The sequence below is a fragment of the Streptomyces melanosporofaciens genome, assembly GCF_900105695.1.
GTDB classification, from domain to species: domain Bacteria; phylum Actinomycetota; class Actinomycetes; order Streptomycetales; family Streptomycetaceae; genus Streptomyces; species Streptomyces antimycoticus.
This window is the reverse complement of the sequence record NZ_FNST01000002.1, coordinates 5,198,051-5,218,283: the sequence shown is the minus strand read 5'-3', so window position 1 is coordinate 5,218,283 and position 20,233 is coordinate 5,198,051. Positions and strand designations below refer to the sequence as shown.

Genomic DNA, 20,233 nt, shown 5'->3' with positions numbered 1-20,233 from the left:
CTCTGGAGCCGATACGTCGATAGGATCGCTGACTCGCGGAGGGAGGCCGTCGCCACGGGGGTGCCGGACGAGAACTGTCCCTCCGTGTGGAGGGATGAGGGATCCGGTGAGCCAGGTCGTCGTCAAGCGCCAGCCAAGGGCTCTGCCACCCGAGGTGCCGACCGAGGAACTCCGCCTCGAACCACCCCCGGAACTGCCGCGCGGGCAGCAAGAGGGCATGCTCATGCAGCTGCTGCCCACACTCGGCATGGGTTCGTCGATGGTCTACTTCTTCATGCCGGGTGCCGCCCCGATGATGAAGATCATGGGCGTCATGATGATGTTCTCCACGCTCGCCATGACCATCGCCATGGTCATGCGGCATCGGCAGGGCTCTCAGGGCCAGCGGGCGGACATGCGTCGCGATTACCTCAAGTACCTCGCACAGACGCGCCGGACCGTACGGCGCACGGCCCAGCGGCAGCGCGACGCCCAGTTCTATCTGCACCCCGCCCCGGAGCAGCTCTGGTCGATCGTCGCCGAAGGCAGCCGGGTGTGGGAACGGCGGCTGACCGACCACGACTTCGTACAGGTGCGGCTCGGGCTCGGAACACAGCAGCTCTCCACGCCCCTGATCGCTCCCGAGACCGCCACCGTGGACGAGCTGGAGCCGCTGACGGCCGGCGCGATGCAGCGTTTTCTCGCGACCCAGGGGTCACTGGACAACCTGCCCATGGCGGTGTCGCTGCGCGCCTTCTACCACATGACCGTGTCCGGGGCTCCGGAGCAGGTGCACGGGATCGCCAGGGCACTGATCGCCCAACTGGCCACCCTGCACTCGCCGGAGGACCTCGTCATCGCGACGGTCGCCTCCCGCGGCGCGGCGGAGCAGTGGGAGTGGACGAAGTGGCTCCCCCATGCGCAGGTGCCGGGATCCTTCGACGGCGCGGGCTCGCGACGGCTGTTCGGCGACTCCCTGGCCGAGGTGGAGGAGCTGCTGAGGGGGCGTCTGGAGGGCCGTACCCGCTTCAGCAGGGACGGACAGCCGCTCCTCGACCAGCCGCATCTGGTGCTCGTGCTCGACGGCGCGATGGTGCCGCCGGACTCGGCGTTCGCGGCGGCCGAGGGGCTGCAGGGCGTCACCGTCATCGAGGTGGTGGCGGGCGAACTCGACGAGCCGCGCGGCGGTCTGTCGATCGTCGTACGGCCGGGCAAGCTGCAGCTGGAGTCGCAGGTCGCCGGATACGACGGCACACCCGACTCGCTGTCCGTGGAGGCGGCGGAGGCGCTCGCGCGGCAGCTCGCGCCGCTGCGCATGGGCGGGGACGACGACGATGAGCCGCTGCTGGCCAATCTCGACTTCACCGAGCTGCTGGGGCTGGGCGACGCCGGTTCGGTGGATGTCTCCCGCACCTGGCGGCCCCGCTCGCTGGCCGAGCGGCTGCGGGTGCCGATCGGGGTCTCGGAGGACGGCTCCCCGGTCATGCTGGACCTGAAGGAGGCGGCACAGGAGGGTATGGGCCCGCACGGTCTGTGCGTCGGCGCGACGGGCTCGGGCAAGTCGGAGCTGCTGCGAACGTTGGTGCTGGGGCTGGCGGTCACGCATTCGTCCGAGACTCTCAACTTCGTCCTCGCGGACTTCAAGGGCGGCGCCACCTTCGCGGGCATGTCGGAGCTGCCGCATGTGGCCGCGGTGATCACCAACCTCGCGGACGACCTGACGCTGGTGGACCGCATGCGCGACTCGATCACCGGTGAGCTGCAGCGGCGTCAGGAGCTGCTGCGTTCGGCGGGCAATTACGCCAACATGCACGACTACGAGAAGGCGCGGGCGGCCGGAGCCCCACTGGAGCCCCTGGCGTCACTCGTTCTGGTGATCGACGAGTTCAGCGAGCTGTTGACGGCGAAGCCGGACTTCATCGAGATGTTCATCCAGATCGGCCGAATCGGCCGTTCGCTGGGTGTGCATCTGCTGCTCGCCTCGCAGCGGCTGGAGGAGGGCCGCCTGCGCGGCCTGGAGACGTACCTCTCCTATCGCATCGGTCTGCGCACCTTCTCCGCCGCCGAGTCCCGTACGGCCCTGGGCGTGCCGGACGCCTACCACCTTCCCCCCGTGCCCGGCTCCGGCTATCTGAAGTTCGGTACCGACGAGATGACCCGCTTCAAGGCGGCGTACGTCTCCGGCACGTACCGCACGGCCCCCGCGCGATTCGACAGCGCGTCCCTGCCCGTCGAGCGCCGGCCGGTGCTGTTCACGGCCGCCCCCGTCCCGGTGACCTACGCCGCCCCGGATCCGGCGAGGCTGAACGCCCCGGCCCAGCCCGAGGACGACGCACTGGCCGAGACGGTCCTGGACGTCATCGTGAGCCGTCTGGAAGGCCAGGGCCAGCCCGCCCACCAGGTCTGGCTGCCTCCCCTGGACGAGGCGCCGTCCATGGACGAGCTGCTGCCGCCGCTGGCCCCCACCCCGGAGCGGGGTCTTCAGTCGGCGGACTACGCAAGGCCCGGCGGTCTTGTCGTTCCTCTGGGCCTCATCGACAAGCCGTTCGAGCAGCGGCGCGACATCCTCTACCGCGACTTCTCCGGCGCCGCGGGCCACATGCTGGTGGTGGGCGGCCCGCAGTCCGGCAAGTCCACTCTGATGCGCGCCTTGGTCACGGGCTTCGCCCTCACCCACACCCCCGCCGAGGTGCAGTTCTACGCACTCGACTTCGGTGGCGGCGGTATGAGTGCCATCGCGGATCTGCCGCATGTGGGCGGGGTCGCCTCCCGCCTGGACCCGGAGAAGGTGCGGCGGACCGTCGCGGAGGTCTCCGGGGTTCTCGCCCGGCGTGAGGAGTACTTCCGCGCCAAGAACATCGACTCCATCGGCACCTACCGGCGCCAGCGGGCGGCAGGACAACACGCCGACCAGGGCTGGGGCGATGTCTTTCTCATCGTCGACGGCTGGGGCAACTTCAAGGCCGAGTACGACATGCTGGAAGGCATTGTCACCGACATCGCCGGCCGAGGGCTCGGCTACGGCGTCCATGTCGTCATCACCGCCTCCCGCAACATGGAGGTCCGCGCGTCGCTGAAGGACCAGCTGCTCAACCGGCTGGAACTGCGTCTCGGCGACACGATGGACTCGGAGTTCGACCGCAAGGTCGCCGCGAACGTCCCGGTCGGCGTCCCCGGCCGCGGGCAACTCCCGGAAAAGCTCCACTTCATGGGCGCTCAGCCGCGCATCGACAAGGGCCACGACCCCAACAGCATGACGGAGGCCACAACCGAATTGGTCCGCGCGGTCAGCGCCGCCTGGTCCGGCCCGCCCGCCCCGCGCGTGCGGTTGCTCCCGCGCAAGCTCCGCGCGGACGACCTCCCCAAGGGCTTCGAATACCCGCAGCACGGCATTGCGATCGGCATCGACGAGACAAACCTCGAACCGGTATTCATCGATTTCGAGACCGACCCGTTCTTCGTCATCTTCGGTGAAAGCGAGTCGGGCAAGACATCGCTCATCCGTCTGATCGCCAAGCAGATCATCGAGCGGTACGGTCCGGATGAGGCGAAGATCGTGGTCGGCGACTACCGCCGCTCCCTGCTCGGGGTCATCCCGGACAGCCATCTCCTCGAGTACGCTCCGATCGCGTCCGCGCTGGAACTCCACGCCAGTGCGCTGAACGGCCTGATGGAGCGACGCGCCCCCAAGCCGGATATCACCCCGCAGCAGCTCCGCGACCGCAGTTGGTGGAGCGGCCCCCAGTTCTTCGTCATCATCGACGACTACGAGCTGGTCTCCACCAGCAGCGGCAACCCGCTGGCAGTCCTGACCGAGAACCTGCCCTTCGCCCGCGACGTCGGCATGCGCTTCATCATCGCCCGCAATTCCGCGGGCTCCTCCCGTTCGATGTTCGAGTCCTTTATGCAGCGCGTAAAGGAACTCGGCGCCCAGGGCATGGTGCTGTCCGGTGACCCAGGCGAGGGCGACGTCTTCGGTGGGGTCCGCCCGCGGCCCATGCCGCCTGGTCGTGGCTTCTTCGTCTCGCGTAAGCGTGGGGTGCCGCTGACCCAGGTGGGGTGGCTGCCGGAGCAGTAGCGCTGAACATGGTGGGCGAGACCCCACCCAGTTGCTAGCTTTTGAGGAACAACTGCCGTGCAGACCACGCGGCTTCATACATCTTGGGGGAAGTATGACGTTCGACGACGAGTGGTCCCAGCTTCGGGCCGCGGCCGTGGACAAACAGTCGACACGTATGCGCCTCAACCAGGCGGACAGTGGAGGCGCGGCCAGTACGTCCTCTCGAGGCGATCTGGTCGTGAACCAGGACGACCTGGGCCGGGTGGGCCATGAAGCCTACATACTGCACGGCCGTCTCAAGAAAGCCGGCGACATTACCCGTGGCGCCAAGGACGACGGGTCAACCTCCAAAGCGGCGACCGTCCTCTCCTCACACCACTTCACCATCGGCGATGCTCTGACGACGACAGCGATGATGTGGAACGATCAGCTCAAAACGCTCCTCCAGGCATGCGCTCATATCTCGAACCATCTCGACTACACAAAAAAGTCGCACACCAATGAGGATGCGAAGATCGCTGCGTCCATGGCACGGAGGGACGGCAGCGCCATGCCGGCCTCCGAAATCTCCAAGTACTACAAGTAAAGGGGACTTGCCATGGCACGCCTGACCTTCGACGACATCTATCACGTCTCCTTCAGCAGCCTCGGAGCTGCGGCCGACGACTGGAAGGAGATGGTGGACCAGCTCGATACGCTGGCCACCGACGCCGTTGACGGCATGATGAAGCAGGCCGACGCGGCCCGCTGGGCAGGCGCCAATTCCGACGTCACCAAACCGTTCGTACGCAAGACCGCCAAGGAGTTCGGCGACGCCCACACCGAAGCCAAGGGCATCTGGAGCATGCTCCGGGACGCACACTCGGACCTCGTCTCGGTCCAGTCGGACATCAAGAAGATCGTCGATGTCGAGGCCAAGAGCAAGAACGTCCGGGTCACAGGCCTGGACGACGGCACGGTGTACTGCGTCTATCTCCATCAGCGCGGAGACAGCGACCAGCGCACGCAGAAGCAACTCGACTATCTGGACGACCTGGCGAGCCGGATCAACAACCTCATCGCCAAGGCAGACGAGATCGACAACTCCGTGGCCGGCGCCCTGAAGAAGATCCACGGCAGCGACAGCCACAACTTCGGCCATGCGAAGTACGACTCGCTGGATGACGTCCAGGCCGAGCGAGCGGTTCAGCTGGCCAAGAAGAGCCTCGCCAAGTACAAGCAGGGCGAGGAGCTCAGCACCAAGGAGCTCACAGAGCTCAAGCAACTGCTGTCGGACAACGCAAAGGATCGCGAGTTCACGGTCGACTTCTACAAGTCCCTGGGGCCCAAGGACGCACTCCGTTTCGAGGCGCAAATCGCCATCGACGCCTCCGCGGAGGGAGACAAGACCCAGCTCAAGCTGGCGCACAGCATTCAAACAAGCATGGGCGTAGCCCTGGCGACCGCTACCGACCCGCCCTCTGGCAAGGACAACCCCGACACCGCGTTCCGTGAGAACAAGGACTACCTCGGTAAGGCATGGCAGTCAGAGCTCAAGCGGGTCGGTCGAAACAAACTCGAGCTGGGCATCGGGTTCGACCACGCCGAGCCCGTCGGCTATCAGGCCCTCTCGTCCTTGCTGCGACATGGAAACTACGACAAGAGCTTCCTCGTCCCCGTTGCCGAGGACATGGTCACCATCGAACGAAAAGGTGGCGGCTGGCCCATTCCTGACCAGTTCAACGGCGAGAATCACTTCGGCCTCAACCTCGACAAAAAGGGCGGCCCCGGCTGGGATCCGATGACCGGGGTCCTGGAAGCCTTCGGTCACAGCCCCGAGGCGTCGACTGCGTTTTTCAACGGTTCCACGGGTGAAGGCGCGAACGACGACCTCAAGAAGCTGAGCAACCTTGATTACTTCCTGGGCGACAAGGACGGGAAGGGCGGCCGCGAATGGCCCGCGGACAAGACAAGCGGCTACGTCCTGCCGGACGAAAAGAGTAAGACGTTCGGGAAGGATGCACTAGGCCACGCTCTTGAGTCCGCCACGACTGGCCGGGCGTATGACAGCGACGGGCCTTCAGTGAAGCACAGCCAGGGAGGGGCAGAACTTTTTGCAACACTAGTGGACAAACTCGGCGCGAATCCTGGCCTCATGAAGACGGATGGCGACCTCGCACCGATTGCCGACAGCCTAGGTAACATCTCGGCCGAGTACATGCACGATATTCAGCGATCGATTTCCGGCGGCGACGAAAGCGGCTACATCGGCCATTTCGGAGCCGACGCCTACCTAGAAGATGTCGAGAAGGGACATCTGAAGCAATTTCTGCGTGCTACCGCATGGGACCCCGACGCCTACGCCTCCATCACACACGCCAGGCAGGCCGTGACCACCGAAATGATGCGCGATGCACTGGCCGACCCTGGGGGCGAGTCAGCCTCAAGCGTCGCCGCTCGTGCGACCACTCCTGGAGCAACCATCGCCGGCATCACAGCCGTTGGCCGGGCCGATGCAATAGCCGCCGCGGACGACAGCGTGGAAAAGATCAATCAATACAACGAGAAGTTGGAGACAGGAAACAAATGGGTATCCCGCATCGTCGAAATGGGGGTTGGCAAAATCCCCGTGGCGGGCGATGCGGCCGGCTGGGTAGCTGAAGACATCCAGGAATCCGTAGTCGGTCATTACACCAAGGACCCGGCTGAAGCGGCCCAGCAGATCACAGAGAACCGAGAAGATTACTTGGATGGTGAACGTGAGGACACCGGGCAGTCCATGAAGCAGGCAGCGCGCGCCGCGGCTAAACAGGCTGGACTTCACGAGGACAAGATCAGCGGCGTAGTTGATGACGTATACGGCGCATCTAACGTGGCGTTCTCCGATGGAAAGGCTAGGTGAACGGAATGCCTCTCGCTTCGATATCGTCCGAGGTATTGAGGTCACGACCGAGGATAGTCATCATGGCTACACTAACCATGGCCCTCATCGGCGCCGGGGTATGGTGGATGACAGCCGATCCACGTTCAGACGACGACGCGATAGAGATCCCATCCAGAGTCTGCCTCGAACGTATCCCGGGCAAGACCGTGGCCCCCCTGCTTCCCACCAAGGGATCAAAGGTCGAGGAAGACACATCCGGCTTCTCGAAGCCAACCCCTGGGTATAGCGGGGAATGCGTCCTGAAGGCCGGGGACCAGGAAGTCGGAATCGGGTTCACTCGCATTCCAGGTAATAAATACACGCGCAGCCGCATCCAGCGCCGAGGAACTCCTGTCTCTCTCGGTGACGCATACGGCACCATGACCGACAAGAACCGAATCAGGCTCTACGTGCCCTGCCCGTCTACACGATACCCCGAAGACCGACTGATTATTGCCACAAATGCCGATGCCGCAGAGCAGGCTGACAGCTTCAGTCGAACAACTCATAAGTTGACGACGACAGACCGCGCGTACCTCGAATTCACCGCCCAGGTAGCTCGCACTTTGTCCCAAGAATGGTTCAAGTGTCCAGATTCAGCGAAGCTGCAGGACGGACCCGTATCAGTTCACTGGAATGGCTCTGGGTCCGATGGGTCCCATTGACAGGAGCAACCTCACTCGACGCCATTCAAATTCTGCGCTCAAGGTACATCAAATCAGCGAACTTATCCATGGTCAGGGGATCCTGGTAAGTCTGGGTGAATCATATAGCTACCTCAGCAACCGCAATGGAGCGATGTACATGCATTATGGCTCCCATCCGGAGAAATATACCGGGGCTGGCAGCTCATCACTATTGGCACCAGTGTAGCCACGTCCGTTCGCTCCATTTGCTGCATAGGCGGCACGGGATATGTCTCGAGAATGGGTCAAGTGCCCGGGCTCCGAGAGCCTTCCAGATGGTCCTGTAGTCATTCATTGGAATGACTAACTGTTCTCGTAGCTAGATGCGCTCCGCAATACAGCACGTCACCGGGTTTTTGCGCGCCCCGGGCGCGGTCAAACAATGCGAATGCCCCGCATCATGGGCACTCAACCCCGTAGCGACAAGGTCATGATCGCGTCGGCATGAGGCGCGGCGACGGCCCAACTGGTCCACGCTCTCAGCCTCCTCGGCCCGGCCTGGCCGCTCCGCCCGGGTGAGGAGTCCTTCAGAGGGCGACGCCCCGGCCGCGTCTGCCCTCTCCCCATGCCGCCCGGCCGCGCCTTCTTCGTCTCCCGAAGGTGTGATGCCGCTGACGCAAGTGGGCTGACTACGGGAGCAGTAGGGCGGCGTGCGCAGGGGGCTGCGAGCCGCACAGCCCCCTGCTAGCTTGACGTGGACATCAAACAAGTTCGCTTTGCGACGTCAATCAACGGGGGAATCATGGCATTCGAGGACGAATGGGCTGATATCAAAGCCGAAGCCGCAAAGCAGCAGGAATCCCATATGCGGCTCAACCAGCTCGACGACGGCAACGGCGGCCGGGGAATTCCACAGAAGAAGCTGAAGGTCACCGCTTCGGTACTGCGAAACAAGGCCGGCAAGGTCGACCACGTGAGCACCGGCTTCGCCAAAGCGGACAACGAGACCATGACCGAGACCGGTCAGGTGAAAGCGAGCCTCAAGGGCTTCGACTCCGCCGCAGCTTTCGCCACATTCCAGGAGCGGTGGCGGGACCAGATGCGGTACGCCCAGGGGCTCCTGTCGCAGGGCCTGGCGGGGCCGCTGAGGGACGCCGCCACGCACTTCGAGGTGACCGACAAGGGCGTCGGCGAGGGGCTTGACCGAGGGAAGAAGCAGGGCGGCGGCCAGGACAAGGTCGCCAGGTAGCACCTGCCCCCCGGAACGACGGCCCCAGCTCAAGGCGGAAGCACACATGGTCACATATCACTCGCTCATCACCGTCGACCTCACCCCACTCTCCGAAGCGGTCGGCAAGTGGCGCACCCTGCCAGGCAAGTTCCGACAGGTCGGCACGAATCTGCGCACGGAGGTGGAAACGCCCCTGACCAACTCGGATTGGGAGGGCGAGGCGGCGGAGGCAGCTTTCACGAGGATCCAAAAAGCGGCGAAAGAAATCGAATTGGCCGCTTGCGAGGCCGAGGACGTCCATAGCCTCCTGCACGACGCACACAAAGCGTTCAAGGAGGCCAAGAAGAAGCTCCTGGAATACAAGAAGGACGTCGAGGACTCGAAGCAACTGGCGATCGACGACACCGGGCACGTCTCCTACAAGCCGACGAACCTTGATGACCTTACGCCGGCGGAACAAGGGATGCAGGCGAAGAACTACCGCGACGTGGTGGCGGACTACAACCGGTACATCAACGAGATCGTCGCCAACGCCACCACGACCGACGAGATCCTGGCCTGGGCACTGACACAGGACGGCAACGGACGGAAAGAGGGGTTCTCCGCCGACGGGTACACCAGCACCAAGGACGCCAAGGCCGGTCGCGAGCAGGCACGCAAGGACCTCAAAGAGGTCGAGGAGCTGGCGAAGTCCAAGAAGAACCTCAGCGCCACCGAGATCGCGCGGGCGAACACGCTCCTCGCCCGGCACGAGGGCGACCCCTACTTCTCCGAGAAGTTCGCCACCGACCTCGGCCCGAAGGGAACCCTCGAATTCTGGCAGCACGTCACGACGGGTCAGCAGTTCGGCGACGAACGCACCAAGAACCTGGAAAAGCTCCAGAGATCTCTCGGCTACACCCTCGCCACCGCCTCTCACTCCAACAGCGATGAGATGAAGCAGTGGAAGAAGGACATCATCAAGCTGGGGCCCCAGCGTGTCATGGACACCGACTGGGAGGCCGGGACGCGTGATCCGGGGTCGTATGGCTTCCAGGTGATGAGCAGCCTCCTGCGGTACGGCGAGTACGACAAGGACTTCCTCGTCGACTACGGCAAGGGCTACCCCGATCCGCACAGCAAGGACGGTCGCACCGGCGGCCTGTTCGAGTTCGACCGCAAGCACAAGGACGACCTGAAGGACCTCTACTGGCCCGACGGGTACGAGACGTACGTCAACTTCGGCGAGGACAATGACCACGGAGTCGACCCCATGGCCGGCTACATGGAGTCGCTGGGGCACAACCCCGAAGCGGCGCAGACGATTTTCCACCGTGACCGCTTTGAGCAGGATGCGAGCGTCCCGCCGAACGACGACCTCATGTATCTGCTCAAGGAACGCAAGTGGCTGAACGGAAACTTCTTCGCCGACGACGGCAAGGGATACGGCTACGACGAACTGGGGCACGCCTTCGAGGCCGCCTCGCTGGGGCATCCGTACGACCAACCCGAGCTGGGCCTCCACCGCGACCCCGCCAGTGTCAATGTCGCGACACAGCTGATCAGTGTGGTCGGCGACAACTCCGGCATCCTCGCGGACAAACAAGGCCTCAGTGACAGCTTGGCCCGCGTGGGCGCCGGCTACATCGACAATCTGGACTGGGCCACCGCCAACCACGGCGATGCCGAATCGGGGGCGAAAACCCGCGACGCCGCCTTCGGCGCACTCGGCCCGTCCGACATCTCCGTCGCCAATGAGACAGCGAAGAACTTCCTGTCGGCGGTCGGCAGGGATGACAGCGGCTACCAGATTCTCTCCGCGGCCCAGCACGACTTCACGACAAACGTTCTCAAGGCCCATCCGAATGCGGACGACCCTCTCACTCTGGCTCTGGGCACCGGCGCGGAGACGCAGGGCATCCTGGACGAGGCTCGCTCGGACGCCATCATGAGCGACGCGAACGACAGCAAAGAGGAGAAAGCGAGGAAGCTGTCCGAGGCGGGAGAGTGGCAGAAGTACCGGACGAGTACCGGGATCAGCACCGTCACCAGCCTCGTCACCGTTCCGTTCGAGGCGGCCAAGGCCACGCCTTTCGTCACGCCCTTCGTCGACGCCGCCACCGGCGCCATCGATACCCAGGCCGGCATCAACATCGACCGGGAAATCGAGAAGCAGCAGAAGGAGTTCGACGCGAAGGTCGACGCAGACGCTCACAACATGCAGAAGAAGTTCGTCGAAACGAGTCAGCGTCGTTCGGTCAACCCGCTCGACGCCTATATCGCCGGCCATCCTGAACTCGACAACAGCGCTTGGTACAACCAGGCCAGCGAGCGCGTAAAGGCCGGCTACATACGTGGCGTCGGTGACGCCCAGCTGACCGGGAGCGGCAGTTGATGGAGTCGACAGGAGAGATCGTGCACCGCAAATTTCGCCCGACTCTGGGGCGACTGGCAGCCCTCGTCTGCACGTCTGTCATCGCCGTCACGGGCTGTGGCGGCGACGACGGCGAATCCGGGGCCCCGAAGCCGACCTCGAAGCCGACCGCCGGCGCCGGGCTCATACCTGTCGCCCAAGCCTGCGATGGCCTGTTCGACGAGGCCATCGCGAAGGAGGCTCGGGAACCGAACGGGCCCAGCAAGGTCTATCCGGTCAAGACCGAGAGCACCGGTCAGGTAGCGAAGGCACTGCGGGAGGAGCCGGCCAGGAGAGGCACGCCCGAGGACCTCTGTACCTTGACGGACAAGGCTGAGGGGAAGGAACTGCTCGCCATCACCGTGGCGTGGACTCCCCATTCGCCCCCGTCGGGCCAATCGGTGCACTACACGACCACCGTCGGCCCGGAGGACGCCGGCAGGCTCCGCGTCACGTGTGACCTCGGCAGCGGCAGCGGCAGCGGGACAGAATCGGGAGGCGCTCGCTTCCTGGAGTTCGCCCTGCGCGACTACTTCACCGTCAGCGACCACTCCCACGCCAAACTGCTCATCGCCTCGGCGAAGAAGATAACGTCACAGTTGGACTGCCGGGAAACTCCCGAATACCCGGACCCGAAGGATGTGGCACCGCCACCGAAGCCGGGGCTGCGGTAAAACGCAAACATGGGGGTGGGCAACCGCTGAAGCGGTTGCCCACCCCCATGTACTTGCGACCAGAGCCTCAGATGGTGATGTCCTGGAACAGCTGAGCCGACTTCTTGTCGGTCGCGTGGTAGTCCATGCTGCCGGTCCTGACCTTGGTCGCGACCTCTTTGAGCGTGCTCTCGATGTGGTTGGCGCGCGTCTTGAACTGCCTCTCGGCGGCCAGCATCATCTGGTGAGCCTCACCCTCCCAACCTTCGGTCACGGTCTTGACCGAGGCGATGATGGCCTCGATCTGCTGGCTCACGACCCTGGCGCCGCGCTCGAGGTCACCGGCGGTGTCCTCGAGCGAGTTGTATGTGACCTTGATGTCCATCCCGTCACCGGACACTTATGCTCCACCCCTCGTGGTGTCTTGATGGTTGTCGATCATTTCTGTCCCAGGGGCCTTGATGGCGCCCCTGAGCGACTAGAACTGGTCGACCTTGCTGTGGGCCAGGCCATCCGCACCACTGCCGAGGTGCCCGCCGGCCGCGCTGCCGTTGACGTCAACGCTGCGGAGCTGGGACGCGATCTCACTGTCGTTGGCACCACCGGAACGGTGCGTGAGCTGCACCGCCTCGTGGATGTTGACGATCAGCTGACGCAGAGCCTCGTGGTCCTCATTGAGGCTCATCTGCGCCCTCCTGAACGCGCTTCCGCCCTGACCGGTCCACGCCGCCTCCACCGTGTCGATGGCGTTGATCAGCGTGCGCAGGTTCTGCGAGAGGTCCTCGCTGACGCGGCCGAGGTCGCCCTCGAACTTCTTGAAATGTGCGTCGCTAATCCGCTGCGAGCCCGACATCTTTCCACCTTCCCCCATGATGTGTTGGTGAGCCGAGCTGGGGATTCTTCGTCAGCTCACCACTCTGTGGAGTTCCTACCCGACATGGCAGGAAGCGTCTAGCTGTAGTTGGTGCTGTTGCTGTTGCTGCTTACGGCCTGGCCATCGTTCCACCACGACGTCGCACGACGGTGAAGGCGACCGCGGCCCCGGCGACCACGACAACGCCCGCGCCCAAGGCGACCCAAAGCGTCGTATTACCGCCGTCGTCGCTCGCCTTGGCCTCTGCTGCGGGCTTCTCAGCGGCTTGCTTATCTGATGCGGGGGGCTGTGAGGCGTCCCCTGCGGCCTTAGACGCCGATTCTGAGGGCTTTGGTTTCGTAGCTCCCTCACGAGCGAGCAACGGATTGGTGTTGGCCGGCCCCGGGTCCCCTTCGCCATCCAGAAGCACCTTGCGAGGACGAACCGAGCCATACCCGACATAGCTACTCGGGACGTCACCAGTCTTGGGCTTCGCGGCGGTCTGCATCATGACGCGCAGGACCTGGTTGTTGGTCCACTTGGGGTGCTTGGACCAGATCAGGGCGGCGGAGGCGGAGGTGATGGCGGTGGCATCACTGGTCCCGCGCGTCATGCAGACCGACTCGCTGTCCTTACACCGCACGGGGATCTGGTCTCCGACTGCCACCAATCCGACCTGATCGCCGGTCGTTGAGAATTTGGCCACCTTGCCTGTGCGGTCAATGGCGCCTACGCCAACGACACCGGGAAGAACCGAAGGGTATTCGGAATGGTTCTCCTTGTCACCAGCGTTTCCAGTTGCCGCAAAGATCAAGGCTCCCTTTTTGAGGGCATAGTTCACGGCATTCTGAGTTTTGGAGAAGTAACCAGGAAGTCCAGTCACTCCGAGCGAAATATTCAAGACTTTCGCCCCATGATCAACAGAATATTTGATGGCTTTTGCCATCACCGATCCGACGGATTCCGACTTCATTTCAACGAGCGATGCCTTCACCGGCAAGATTTTCGCCTCAGGTGCCAGCCCTTGAATGCCACCGCCTTTACCGGTACCTGCGATAATGCCAGCCATACTAGTACCGTGCCCGTTGGGATCGTCAGTGGGATCGGTAGCCTTATCAGAGGCGTCTATACCATCGAGAACCCGGCCTCTCAGCTCTGGCAGTGAAGCGTCCACGCCCGTGTCGATAACGGCGACGGTAATTCCCCTGCCTTTGCTCACCTTCCACATACCGTCAGCCTGCATGTCTTTCAGGTACCACTGCTGCGAGCTGATGTCCTGTGCGGCTGCCGCAGGCGCGATACCACTCACCGCCATGAGCCCGGCTCCGAGTGTCGCCAGAGCCGACAGGGAGCGCCGCCGCGCTCCGTACTTCTGAAGTGGCATAGGTGAGTGCTCTCCTCGGCATTGCACAGGGATCTGTCGATCTACTCGATGACCGGCGGGACCGTGTCACGCCGTCCACCCGACCAGCTCTCTTCGTCTTCCTGAAGGTAATCGGGCCTGGAGCCGGAGGGTTCCGAGCCGTTCGGGGCTGTCCCGCCAGATCGCGGCATCGGCTCAGGCTCCTCCTGGTTACCGCGCACAAGCCCGGATCCCCCTGGGGTGAACTCGGACCGCGTTCCCCGCCCAGAACGCGTACCGCTGACGGGGCCTCCCGACTCAGACGCGAGCCGCCGCCCCTGGCCACCACTGCTCCCGGGCGCATGCGCACCTCCATCGGCGGGCACACCGCCCGTGCCCAGGGGACCACGCCTGAGAGGGATGCCATGTTCGTCTCCGACGACCGCGCCCTTCGGTAGACGCTGCCCATTCGCGTTGTTCGGTCCTCGTGGACTGTCCACGGTCCCACCCGGCTCTGAGGCGAGTCGTCGGCCCGGCCCGCCGTTCGCGGGCGAAGGCGTGCCCTTGAAACCGTGCGTGGCGGGTCCCATCGGCCCACGCCTCATGAGCCCCTGCTCTTCTCCGATAACCCTGCCGCGGGGAATCCGCGGAGTGTTGGTTTGCCCTGGTGGGCGAGCCTGTTGCCCACCGTGAATGCCGTCAGGCAATCCGGTTCGAGGTAGGGTCGTCGGCCGAGGCTGCTTTGCCACCCCTTGGTAAGGCGCGAGGGGCTCACGTACAGGGTTGCCCCCGCCTCGGATGGGCGGCGGGGCACTTGGCAGGAGCGGCCTGGGTCCGTTCGGCACCACAGGGGTAGGTTGGTGCTCCTGCATATTAGGCGGTGACGCAGGATGCCTGGTCTTGTCGATAACCTCAGGCGAAGGCAGAGTGTCCGTGGCGTCGATGGTCGTATGCGCATCCGGCATCGTGCCCGGATCCACTACGGGTCCATGTACGCCAGTGCCATCAGCGCCCAGGGACTTCTGCGAATGGGCACCAGTGCCCGGTGACGAGGGACCGGCTACGGTTCCGCCGCCAGTCGTTCTCTCTCCCGACACTCCTTGGGGCCAAGAGCGGATTTCACTACTGGGCGGAGCGAACCCGGCTGGCAGAGGTGGAAAGTTCGGCTCCTCGAGAGCCTTGATCTCCGTGTACGCCGTCTCGTAGTACGAGTCCAGCTTGTCCATCTGCTGGAGCGCTTCCAGGTGGTGCTTGTCCGCGACCGCCTTCTCCGCATCACTCTTGTGCTTCTTGTCATCGGCCGCCGTCGGGGCCGGCATCGCTGCCTTGACCTCGGTCAGGCCCTGGCCAGCAGTGGACATATGGAGGCCGACGAGCAAGGTGTAGTCGGCCATCTTGTGGGTCTGCTTGGCCACCTCGCGACCCCAGGTCCGGAATGCGTCGGCGCCCTCGCCTTCCCAGTGCACCCGCTCGGCGTGGGCCTTCAGCTCGTCCGCGATGGCGTTGATGTCGTCGAAGGCAGCCATCAGCGCGGCACCGACGTCGGTCAGCTGACCCGGCTGCGCGGAAGCGACCATGTTGTAGAGCTCGTCGTGCGACCGATTCTCGAACTTCCCCCCGGCCATCTACCTTCTCCCCCTCACAGCGCGTCGCCCCCGACCTCTTTGCTGCCGTGGTTCTCACTCTGACCAGCGTGCTTTTCGGTGGGCTCGCGGTAGTACTTCTGCGTATGTGCCTGGATCTCCCGCATGCGACGAGCCTGTTCGGCGTCCATGCCGTCGTACCCACGCTCGGCGACGATCGCCAAGAGGCCCATGGCCTCAATCTGGTCGCCGAAGGACTTGCACAGGGTCTCCAGCCGCGCGTGGACCTTCTCGTAGAGGTTGGCCAGGTCGTCAGAAGAGGTGAACCCGGAGCCCGAGCCGTACGCGTCCCGCGTGATGGACTGTTGCGAGATCGTCTTGCGCGATGCCGGGGACTTCTCCAGGTCGGTCAGGACCTTGTCCAGGCGCGTCTTGAACTTCGCAAGCGTCTCGGCTTCCTTGACCAGCTTCTTGCCGAACGGCGTCTGTGGCTCAGACCCCGGCTCTATGGGCCTCACGCTGTCCCTCCCCGTATGACACCAACGATGTCCTAAGCCACTCTATCCGTCAGGCTTGAACGCCCCAACTGCCCCGTAGCTGTGGGACGTCGACGGTTCAGTAACGGTCCCCTCCCCCAAATGGCGCATACGAGGCACACGTCACATCCGGTGACACTATCGACTTCACCACAGACGCACATGAGTACGCATACCTATTTCTCGGGACGACAGCCCGACGTCCTCTCGCTCTCGGAGGAGACGCAGCACGCAGCAACACGGCACCGGGTATGGGCCTGGCGCGGTCGGCCCCTGAACGCGCTTGCCACAGCGTGGCGGCGGGGGGCACAGTGCGGCTGTGCGCGGCGGGATCAGCGTTCACCCCCACCCACAGCCCTCTACTGGTCGTTGGGCTTGTAAGCCTTATCGACGTAGCAGGGCGATGCCAGCGAGATCGAGATGCTGTCGCGCATCTTCTTCTCCCACTTCGATGGATTCGGGTAGGTGGAAGGAAGACTCAGCTCGATCGTCACCGTGTGGTGCTCCTTCTTGTCCTCCACCTCAAGTCGAAGCTGACGTGCCTTGGAGTTGGCCTCTCCATAGCGATAGACCTTCCAGCCATGCTTCGGAAGCTCACGATGAAGCCTGTCCATGGCTTCCTTCAGAGCATCCGCGGACGGCCCCACCACCGACCACCAATGGTTCACACGGTAGCCATGATCAACTTCCTTGCAGGGGCTGGCGTGCGGGGCAGCCGGGGAAACGTCGCCTCGCAGTTCAGAGAGGTCGAGGATCTTGCTGGATTGTCGCCTGACCAAGTCCTTTGCATCTTCCAGGCTCATGTGCTGTGGCGTGTAATCCAGACCATCGTCGTCTTTTGTCACCGTTGAGCATCCTGTCGCGGCGATGAGGGAAGATATGGCGAGGCCGACACGCCAGGCGAATCGGCGTTGTGCGGACTCTGTCACTTTCGTGTCACTTCCCCATACGTTCCGACACGCTTCATCCCTCGCCACGGAGGGGCCGGGTTTAGGCGAGGTCCGGCACTTGGGTTACCCACCGTGACAACCCAAGTCCAGCGCAGAACCTTGCTCAGACAGGGACGTGGGTGCTCCCACTGAGACCGGGGCATGTATGAGGTCAGTAGTTTGCAGGCTCGGTGGCGCCATGCCTCAGTCGGTCAGTACTCATCTACGGTCTGGCCATCAGGGACCTGGAAGCAGTTCGAGGTCATAAGCACATAGATCAAGGACTTGGGTGCCTTGGACCCGCTCTTGTCACTCTCGTCGTAGAGATGGATACTGACCGAGAACTGCTTCTTGATGGAATCCGCAATAAGTTCGGGGCTTTTGCTCGGGCTCTTGTCGGGCCCGTATTCGACGATCTTCCAGCCCTTCTGCGGGAGGTCTTCCTTGAGCCTCGCCATGGCCTGCTTCATATCCTTGACAGGCACGCCCCACAGTGACCAAGCATGGTTGATCTTATAGAATTTATCCTCATCCTGGCCGTTGCATCGGGCAACCGACGGTCCCGGTTTGCTCGTCTTTCCGCGCAGGTCAATGACGTCGAAGATTTCACTGGAAAGACCAGCCGCTTCTTCCTCCGCGTCAGCAACCGTCCGCGTCTTCGGCGTATAGCCCAGCTCGTCCTTCTTCTTACCACTCATTCCCGAACATCCCGCCAATGCCCATACCGAAGCCAGAGACATGATAATACCGATAGACGAAATAAGTCCCATCCGGTTACGCGCGGAGCTAGTCACTGATTTGCACCTTGTCATGTCGCCCCACTACCACGTTGGCTTGGTTTAGCAGACTTTGCGAGCTGTCTTCACGATCCAAGTCATAATCCCAGTAGCCACTGTGCCCCTCGGTGTCGGTCGTCATCTGATGAGCTCCGAATTGGGCATCGGCGGGAATGATGGGCATGTCCGCGTCGTGCCAGAAGCGGCTGCTCTTGTCGCCACCGTGGAATGCGCGGCCTAGTTCGGGAACAGGGTCATCGTCAGCGTACTCGTTCCAGACATGCCCCCTGGGTACGTCCAGGCCTTCGGCGCTGCCCACCTGGACACCCGGACTTCCCGCGAAGATAACATCGTCCGCGTTCAGGTCCCCCTGGCGCGCTGCGGAACCGATGAGGGTGGAGCCGTAGGAATGGCCTATCGCAGTTACGTGACTGTCCGTCCCCGACTCGTTCGACGCGTTCAGACCATCGACGAATTGGTTGAACGCGGGCGCACCAGTGTTCGCGTATCCGGGGCGGGTGGCGTCCGTGACAATATTTTGCGGCGCATCGTAACCGAGCCAGGTAATGGTCGAGACTTTTTGCCCCGGCGCCAGTGGTTCGGATGCATGCCACAAGTTCGTCATGCGGTTAATGTCCCCGTGAATCTTGCTGAGGTTCGAAGTTGTACCAGGGACATAGACGGCAGTGTGGTCGGCCGTATCCGGATTTCCGTTGGCGACAATCGCGCGCCCCCGACCTTCAGGGCTAAAACCGAGCAGGTACGCCTCCGGCAAGCCTTTTCGACCGGTCTGATCGAACCGATTTTGGATGGCATCCATGCCCTTCAGGGCACCTTCTAGGCGCCCTTTCTCGCCTTCGTACTTATGGTGCCAGTCGAGCCATTCTTGAGTGTAGGCTGTAACGTTGGGACCGAGATCCTTGAACTTGGTAGGTTCCTTTGGTATCGCATCGAGCCGGATTTGGTAGTCGGCTCGTTTTTCCGCCAGCTCAATACGGTTCGCCTCGTCACGGACATCCGCGGGGATGCCATCCAGTTTGCCTAGGCCAGCGGGGTACATGGCTGCATAGTCGGCCTTCTCCTGATCGGAAAGGCCCTTCCACCATTTCGCATTATCCGTAGGACTGCCGTCCTTGGGCGGATGCTTGATGTCGTCGAGGTAGTCTCTAGCTCCGCTGCGGACACCGCTCGTGTCGCTCTGGGTGTCGGCCCAGTCGTAACGGGAAACGTGCAGATCGTCATCGGCCTTCAGGCTGCGCAGCTTGGGGGCCCACTTCTCGTCGGCCTGGGTCGCGTCATACACCGCCTGGGCGATGCGATTGGCGATCGCCACCGCACGGCCGAAGTTCGGGTTGGGGTGGATGTTCGCCGCCTGGCGATCCAGGGCGTCGGCGGCGTCATTCGCGTCGCCGGTCGGGTCGATCGGCTGGTTCGTGGGCTTGCCCTTCGCGCTGCCCTGGACCGTGCCGCCCTCCGGCATTTTGCCGTCGACCTTGTCACCGGCCGCGGGGTAGCTCACCGAGCCGTCGGAGCCCACCGTGAACTTCTCTGCCTCGGCGTCCTCCACAGCGGCGTCGAGCGTGTCCTTGGCTGCTCGTAGTTCGTAGGCCAGAGAGTTGAGGGCAGTGGTGATGAGAGCGCATTCGACCTGGGTGTAGTGGAAGTTCGTCGCCAGCTTCCGGAGCTGCACCACGGCGGCCTCAGCGGCCTCACCTTCGAGAACGGCTTGGCCATCGACCGGTTTCCGCATGCCTGCGATGATCTGACTCTCGACGTCATCCTTGGCTTGACTGGCCATGTCGCCGACGGTCCGATAGCCGCTCGCGGCATCCTCGAACTCCGAGGGCTTGAGGGACTTGAGCGTCGCGTAATCCACCGCCGCTTCACCGGCCCCGGCTGTCGCCGCCGACGGGCTTCGTGTCCTTGTACAGGACGTCCAGCCCGTCGAACGCGCACTTGGTGGCCTCGTCGTTCTTGTACTGGTGATCCCCGGCCCTTTCAAGCCGGTCCTGGATCGCGCCGCACTTCCCGCTTACGCCCTTCAGGTAGCGCTTCCACGAGCTGTAGAGCTCCCGCTGGGCCGCCGCGCTCCGGATGCCGCCACCGGAGTCGCTGCCCGCGCCCAGGCCGGTCTGTTCCTCCTCCAGCTTCGTCAGCGCCGTCTTGATGTCCCCCCGGAGCTTGCCGACACTCCGACCGGCTGTGGTCCAGGCCGTCTTGCTGGACTTCACCCCGCCTGATCCGCCTTGTGCCCATCCCGGCTTGTCGTCGGCGCTCGCGAGACTCATCCCCGTGTCACCGGACGCCTCGCGCTTCATCTGCGCCCATTCCGCCTCGAACGTCGACATACGCCCCCCTCACATGATTCACA

Annotated in this window: 14 protein-coding genes; 6 read left to right on the top strand and 8 right to left on the bottom strand. The window is 63.5% G+C overall.

Annotation, left to right across the window (positions count from 1 at the left end; all coding sequences use genetic code 11):
- The first annotated feature begins 106 nt into the window (after positions 1-106).
- The 6 genes from eccCa to BLV72_RS25415 all read left to right on the top strand — a co-directional run bounded on the left by eccCa (position 107) and on the right by BLV72_RS25415 (position 11,864).
- On the top strand, positions 107-4,057 hold the full coding sequence (eccCa, locus tag BLV72_RS25440) for a type VII secretion protein EccCa (RefSeq protein ID WP_093465078.1): 3,951 nt from the start codon (positions 107-109) through the stop codon (positions 4,055-4,057).
- Between the two features lie 94 nt (positions 4,058-4,151).
- Positions 4,152-4,625, top strand: coding sequence for a hypothetical protein (locus BLV72_RS25435; protein ID WP_093465076.1), 474 nt, complete (start codon positions 4,152-4,154; stop codon positions 4,623-4,625).
- Between the two features lie 12 nt (positions 4,626-4,637).
- The gene (locus BLV72_RS25430; protein WP_208905718.1) at positions 4,638-6,920 is read left to right on the top strand and encodes a DUF6571 family protein; all 2,283 of its coding nucleotides are present in this window, start codon (positions 4,638-4,640) and stop codon (positions 6,918-6,920) included.
- Positions 6,921-8,369: 1,449 nt separating this feature from the next.
- Positions 8,370-8,816: a type VII secretion target gene (locus tag BLV72_RS25425; RefSeq protein ID WP_093465075.1), complete on the top strand. Its 447-nt coding sequence runs from the start codon at positions 8,370-8,372 to the stop codon at positions 8,814-8,816.
- 46 nt (positions 8,817-8,862) lie between these two features.
- A complete protein-coding gene (locus tag BLV72_RS25420) occupies positions 8,863-11,172 on the top strand; it encodes a hypothetical protein (RefSeq protein ID WP_093465074.1) in 2,310 nt (769 codons plus the stop codon).
- Positions 11,169-11,864: a hypothetical protein gene (locus BLV72_RS25415; protein ID WP_143059806.1), complete on the top strand. Its 696-nt coding sequence runs from the start codon at positions 11,169-11,171 to the stop codon at positions 11,862-11,864. The genes BLV72_RS25420 and BLV72_RS25415 overlap by 4 nt, the downstream gene beginning before the upstream one ends.
- A gap of 67 nt (positions 11,865-11,931) precedes the next feature.
- On the opposite strand, the gene BLV72_RS25410 is transcribed toward BLV72_RS25415, so the two are convergent.
- The 8 genes from BLV72_RS25410 to BLV72_RS25375 all read right to left on the bottom strand — a co-directional run bounded on the left by BLV72_RS25410 (position 11,932) and on the right by BLV72_RS25375 (position 20,210).
- Entirely contained in the window at positions 11,932-12,228 is a 297-nt protein-coding gene (locus BLV72_RS25410; protein ID WP_244320953.1) for a WXG100 family type VII secretion target, read from the bottom strand.
- Between the two features lie 93 nt (positions 12,229-12,321).
- Positions 12,322-12,696, bottom strand: coding sequence for a WXG100 family type VII secretion target (locus tag BLV72_RS25405; protein ID WP_093465071.1), 375 nt, complete (start codon positions 12,694-12,696; stop codon positions 12,322-12,324).
- Positions 12,697-12,826: 130 nt separating this feature from the next.
- The gene (gene mycP, locus BLV72_RS25400; protein WP_093465069.1) at positions 12,827-14,080 is read right to left on the bottom strand and encodes a type VII secretion-associated serine protease mycosin; all 1,254 of its coding nucleotides are present in this window, start codon (positions 14,078-14,080) and stop codon (positions 12,827-12,829) included.
- A gap of 1,597 nt (positions 14,081-15,677) precedes the next feature.
- Positions 15,678-16,139 (bottom strand): hypothetical protein, encoded by a 462-nt coding sequence (locus tag BLV72_RS25395; protein WP_093465068.1) that lies wholly within the window; start codon positions 16,137-16,139, stop codon positions 15,678-15,680.
- Positions 16,140-16,516: 377 nt separating this feature from the next.
- Complete coding sequence (locus BLV72_RS47390; protein WP_143059805.1) at positions 16,517-17,002, bottom strand: hypothetical protein; 486 nt, start codon at positions 17,000-17,002, stop codon at positions 16,517-16,519.
- A 296-nt stretch (positions 17,003-17,298) separates the two neighbouring features.
- Positions 17,299-17,784, bottom strand: a complete 486-nt coding sequence (locus BLV72_RS47385; protein WP_143059804.1) for a hypothetical protein — start codon at positions 17,782-17,784, stop codon at positions 17,299-17,301.
- Positions 17,785-17,872: 88 nt separating this feature from the next.
- Positions 17,873-19,738 carry an alpha/beta hydrolase gene (locus BLV72_RS25380; RefSeq protein ID WP_093465063.1) on the bottom strand — a complete coding sequence of 622 codons (1,866 nt, stop codon included), beginning with the start codon at positions 19,736-19,738 and terminating at the stop codon, positions 17,873-17,875.
- A gap of 7 nt (positions 19,739-19,745) precedes the next feature.
- On the bottom strand, positions 19,746-20,210 hold the full coding sequence (locus tag BLV72_RS25375) for a hypothetical protein (protein ID WP_093465062.1): 465 nt from the start codon (positions 20,208-20,210) through the stop codon (positions 19,746-19,748).
- Positions 20,211-20,233 lie beyond the last annotated feature (23 nt).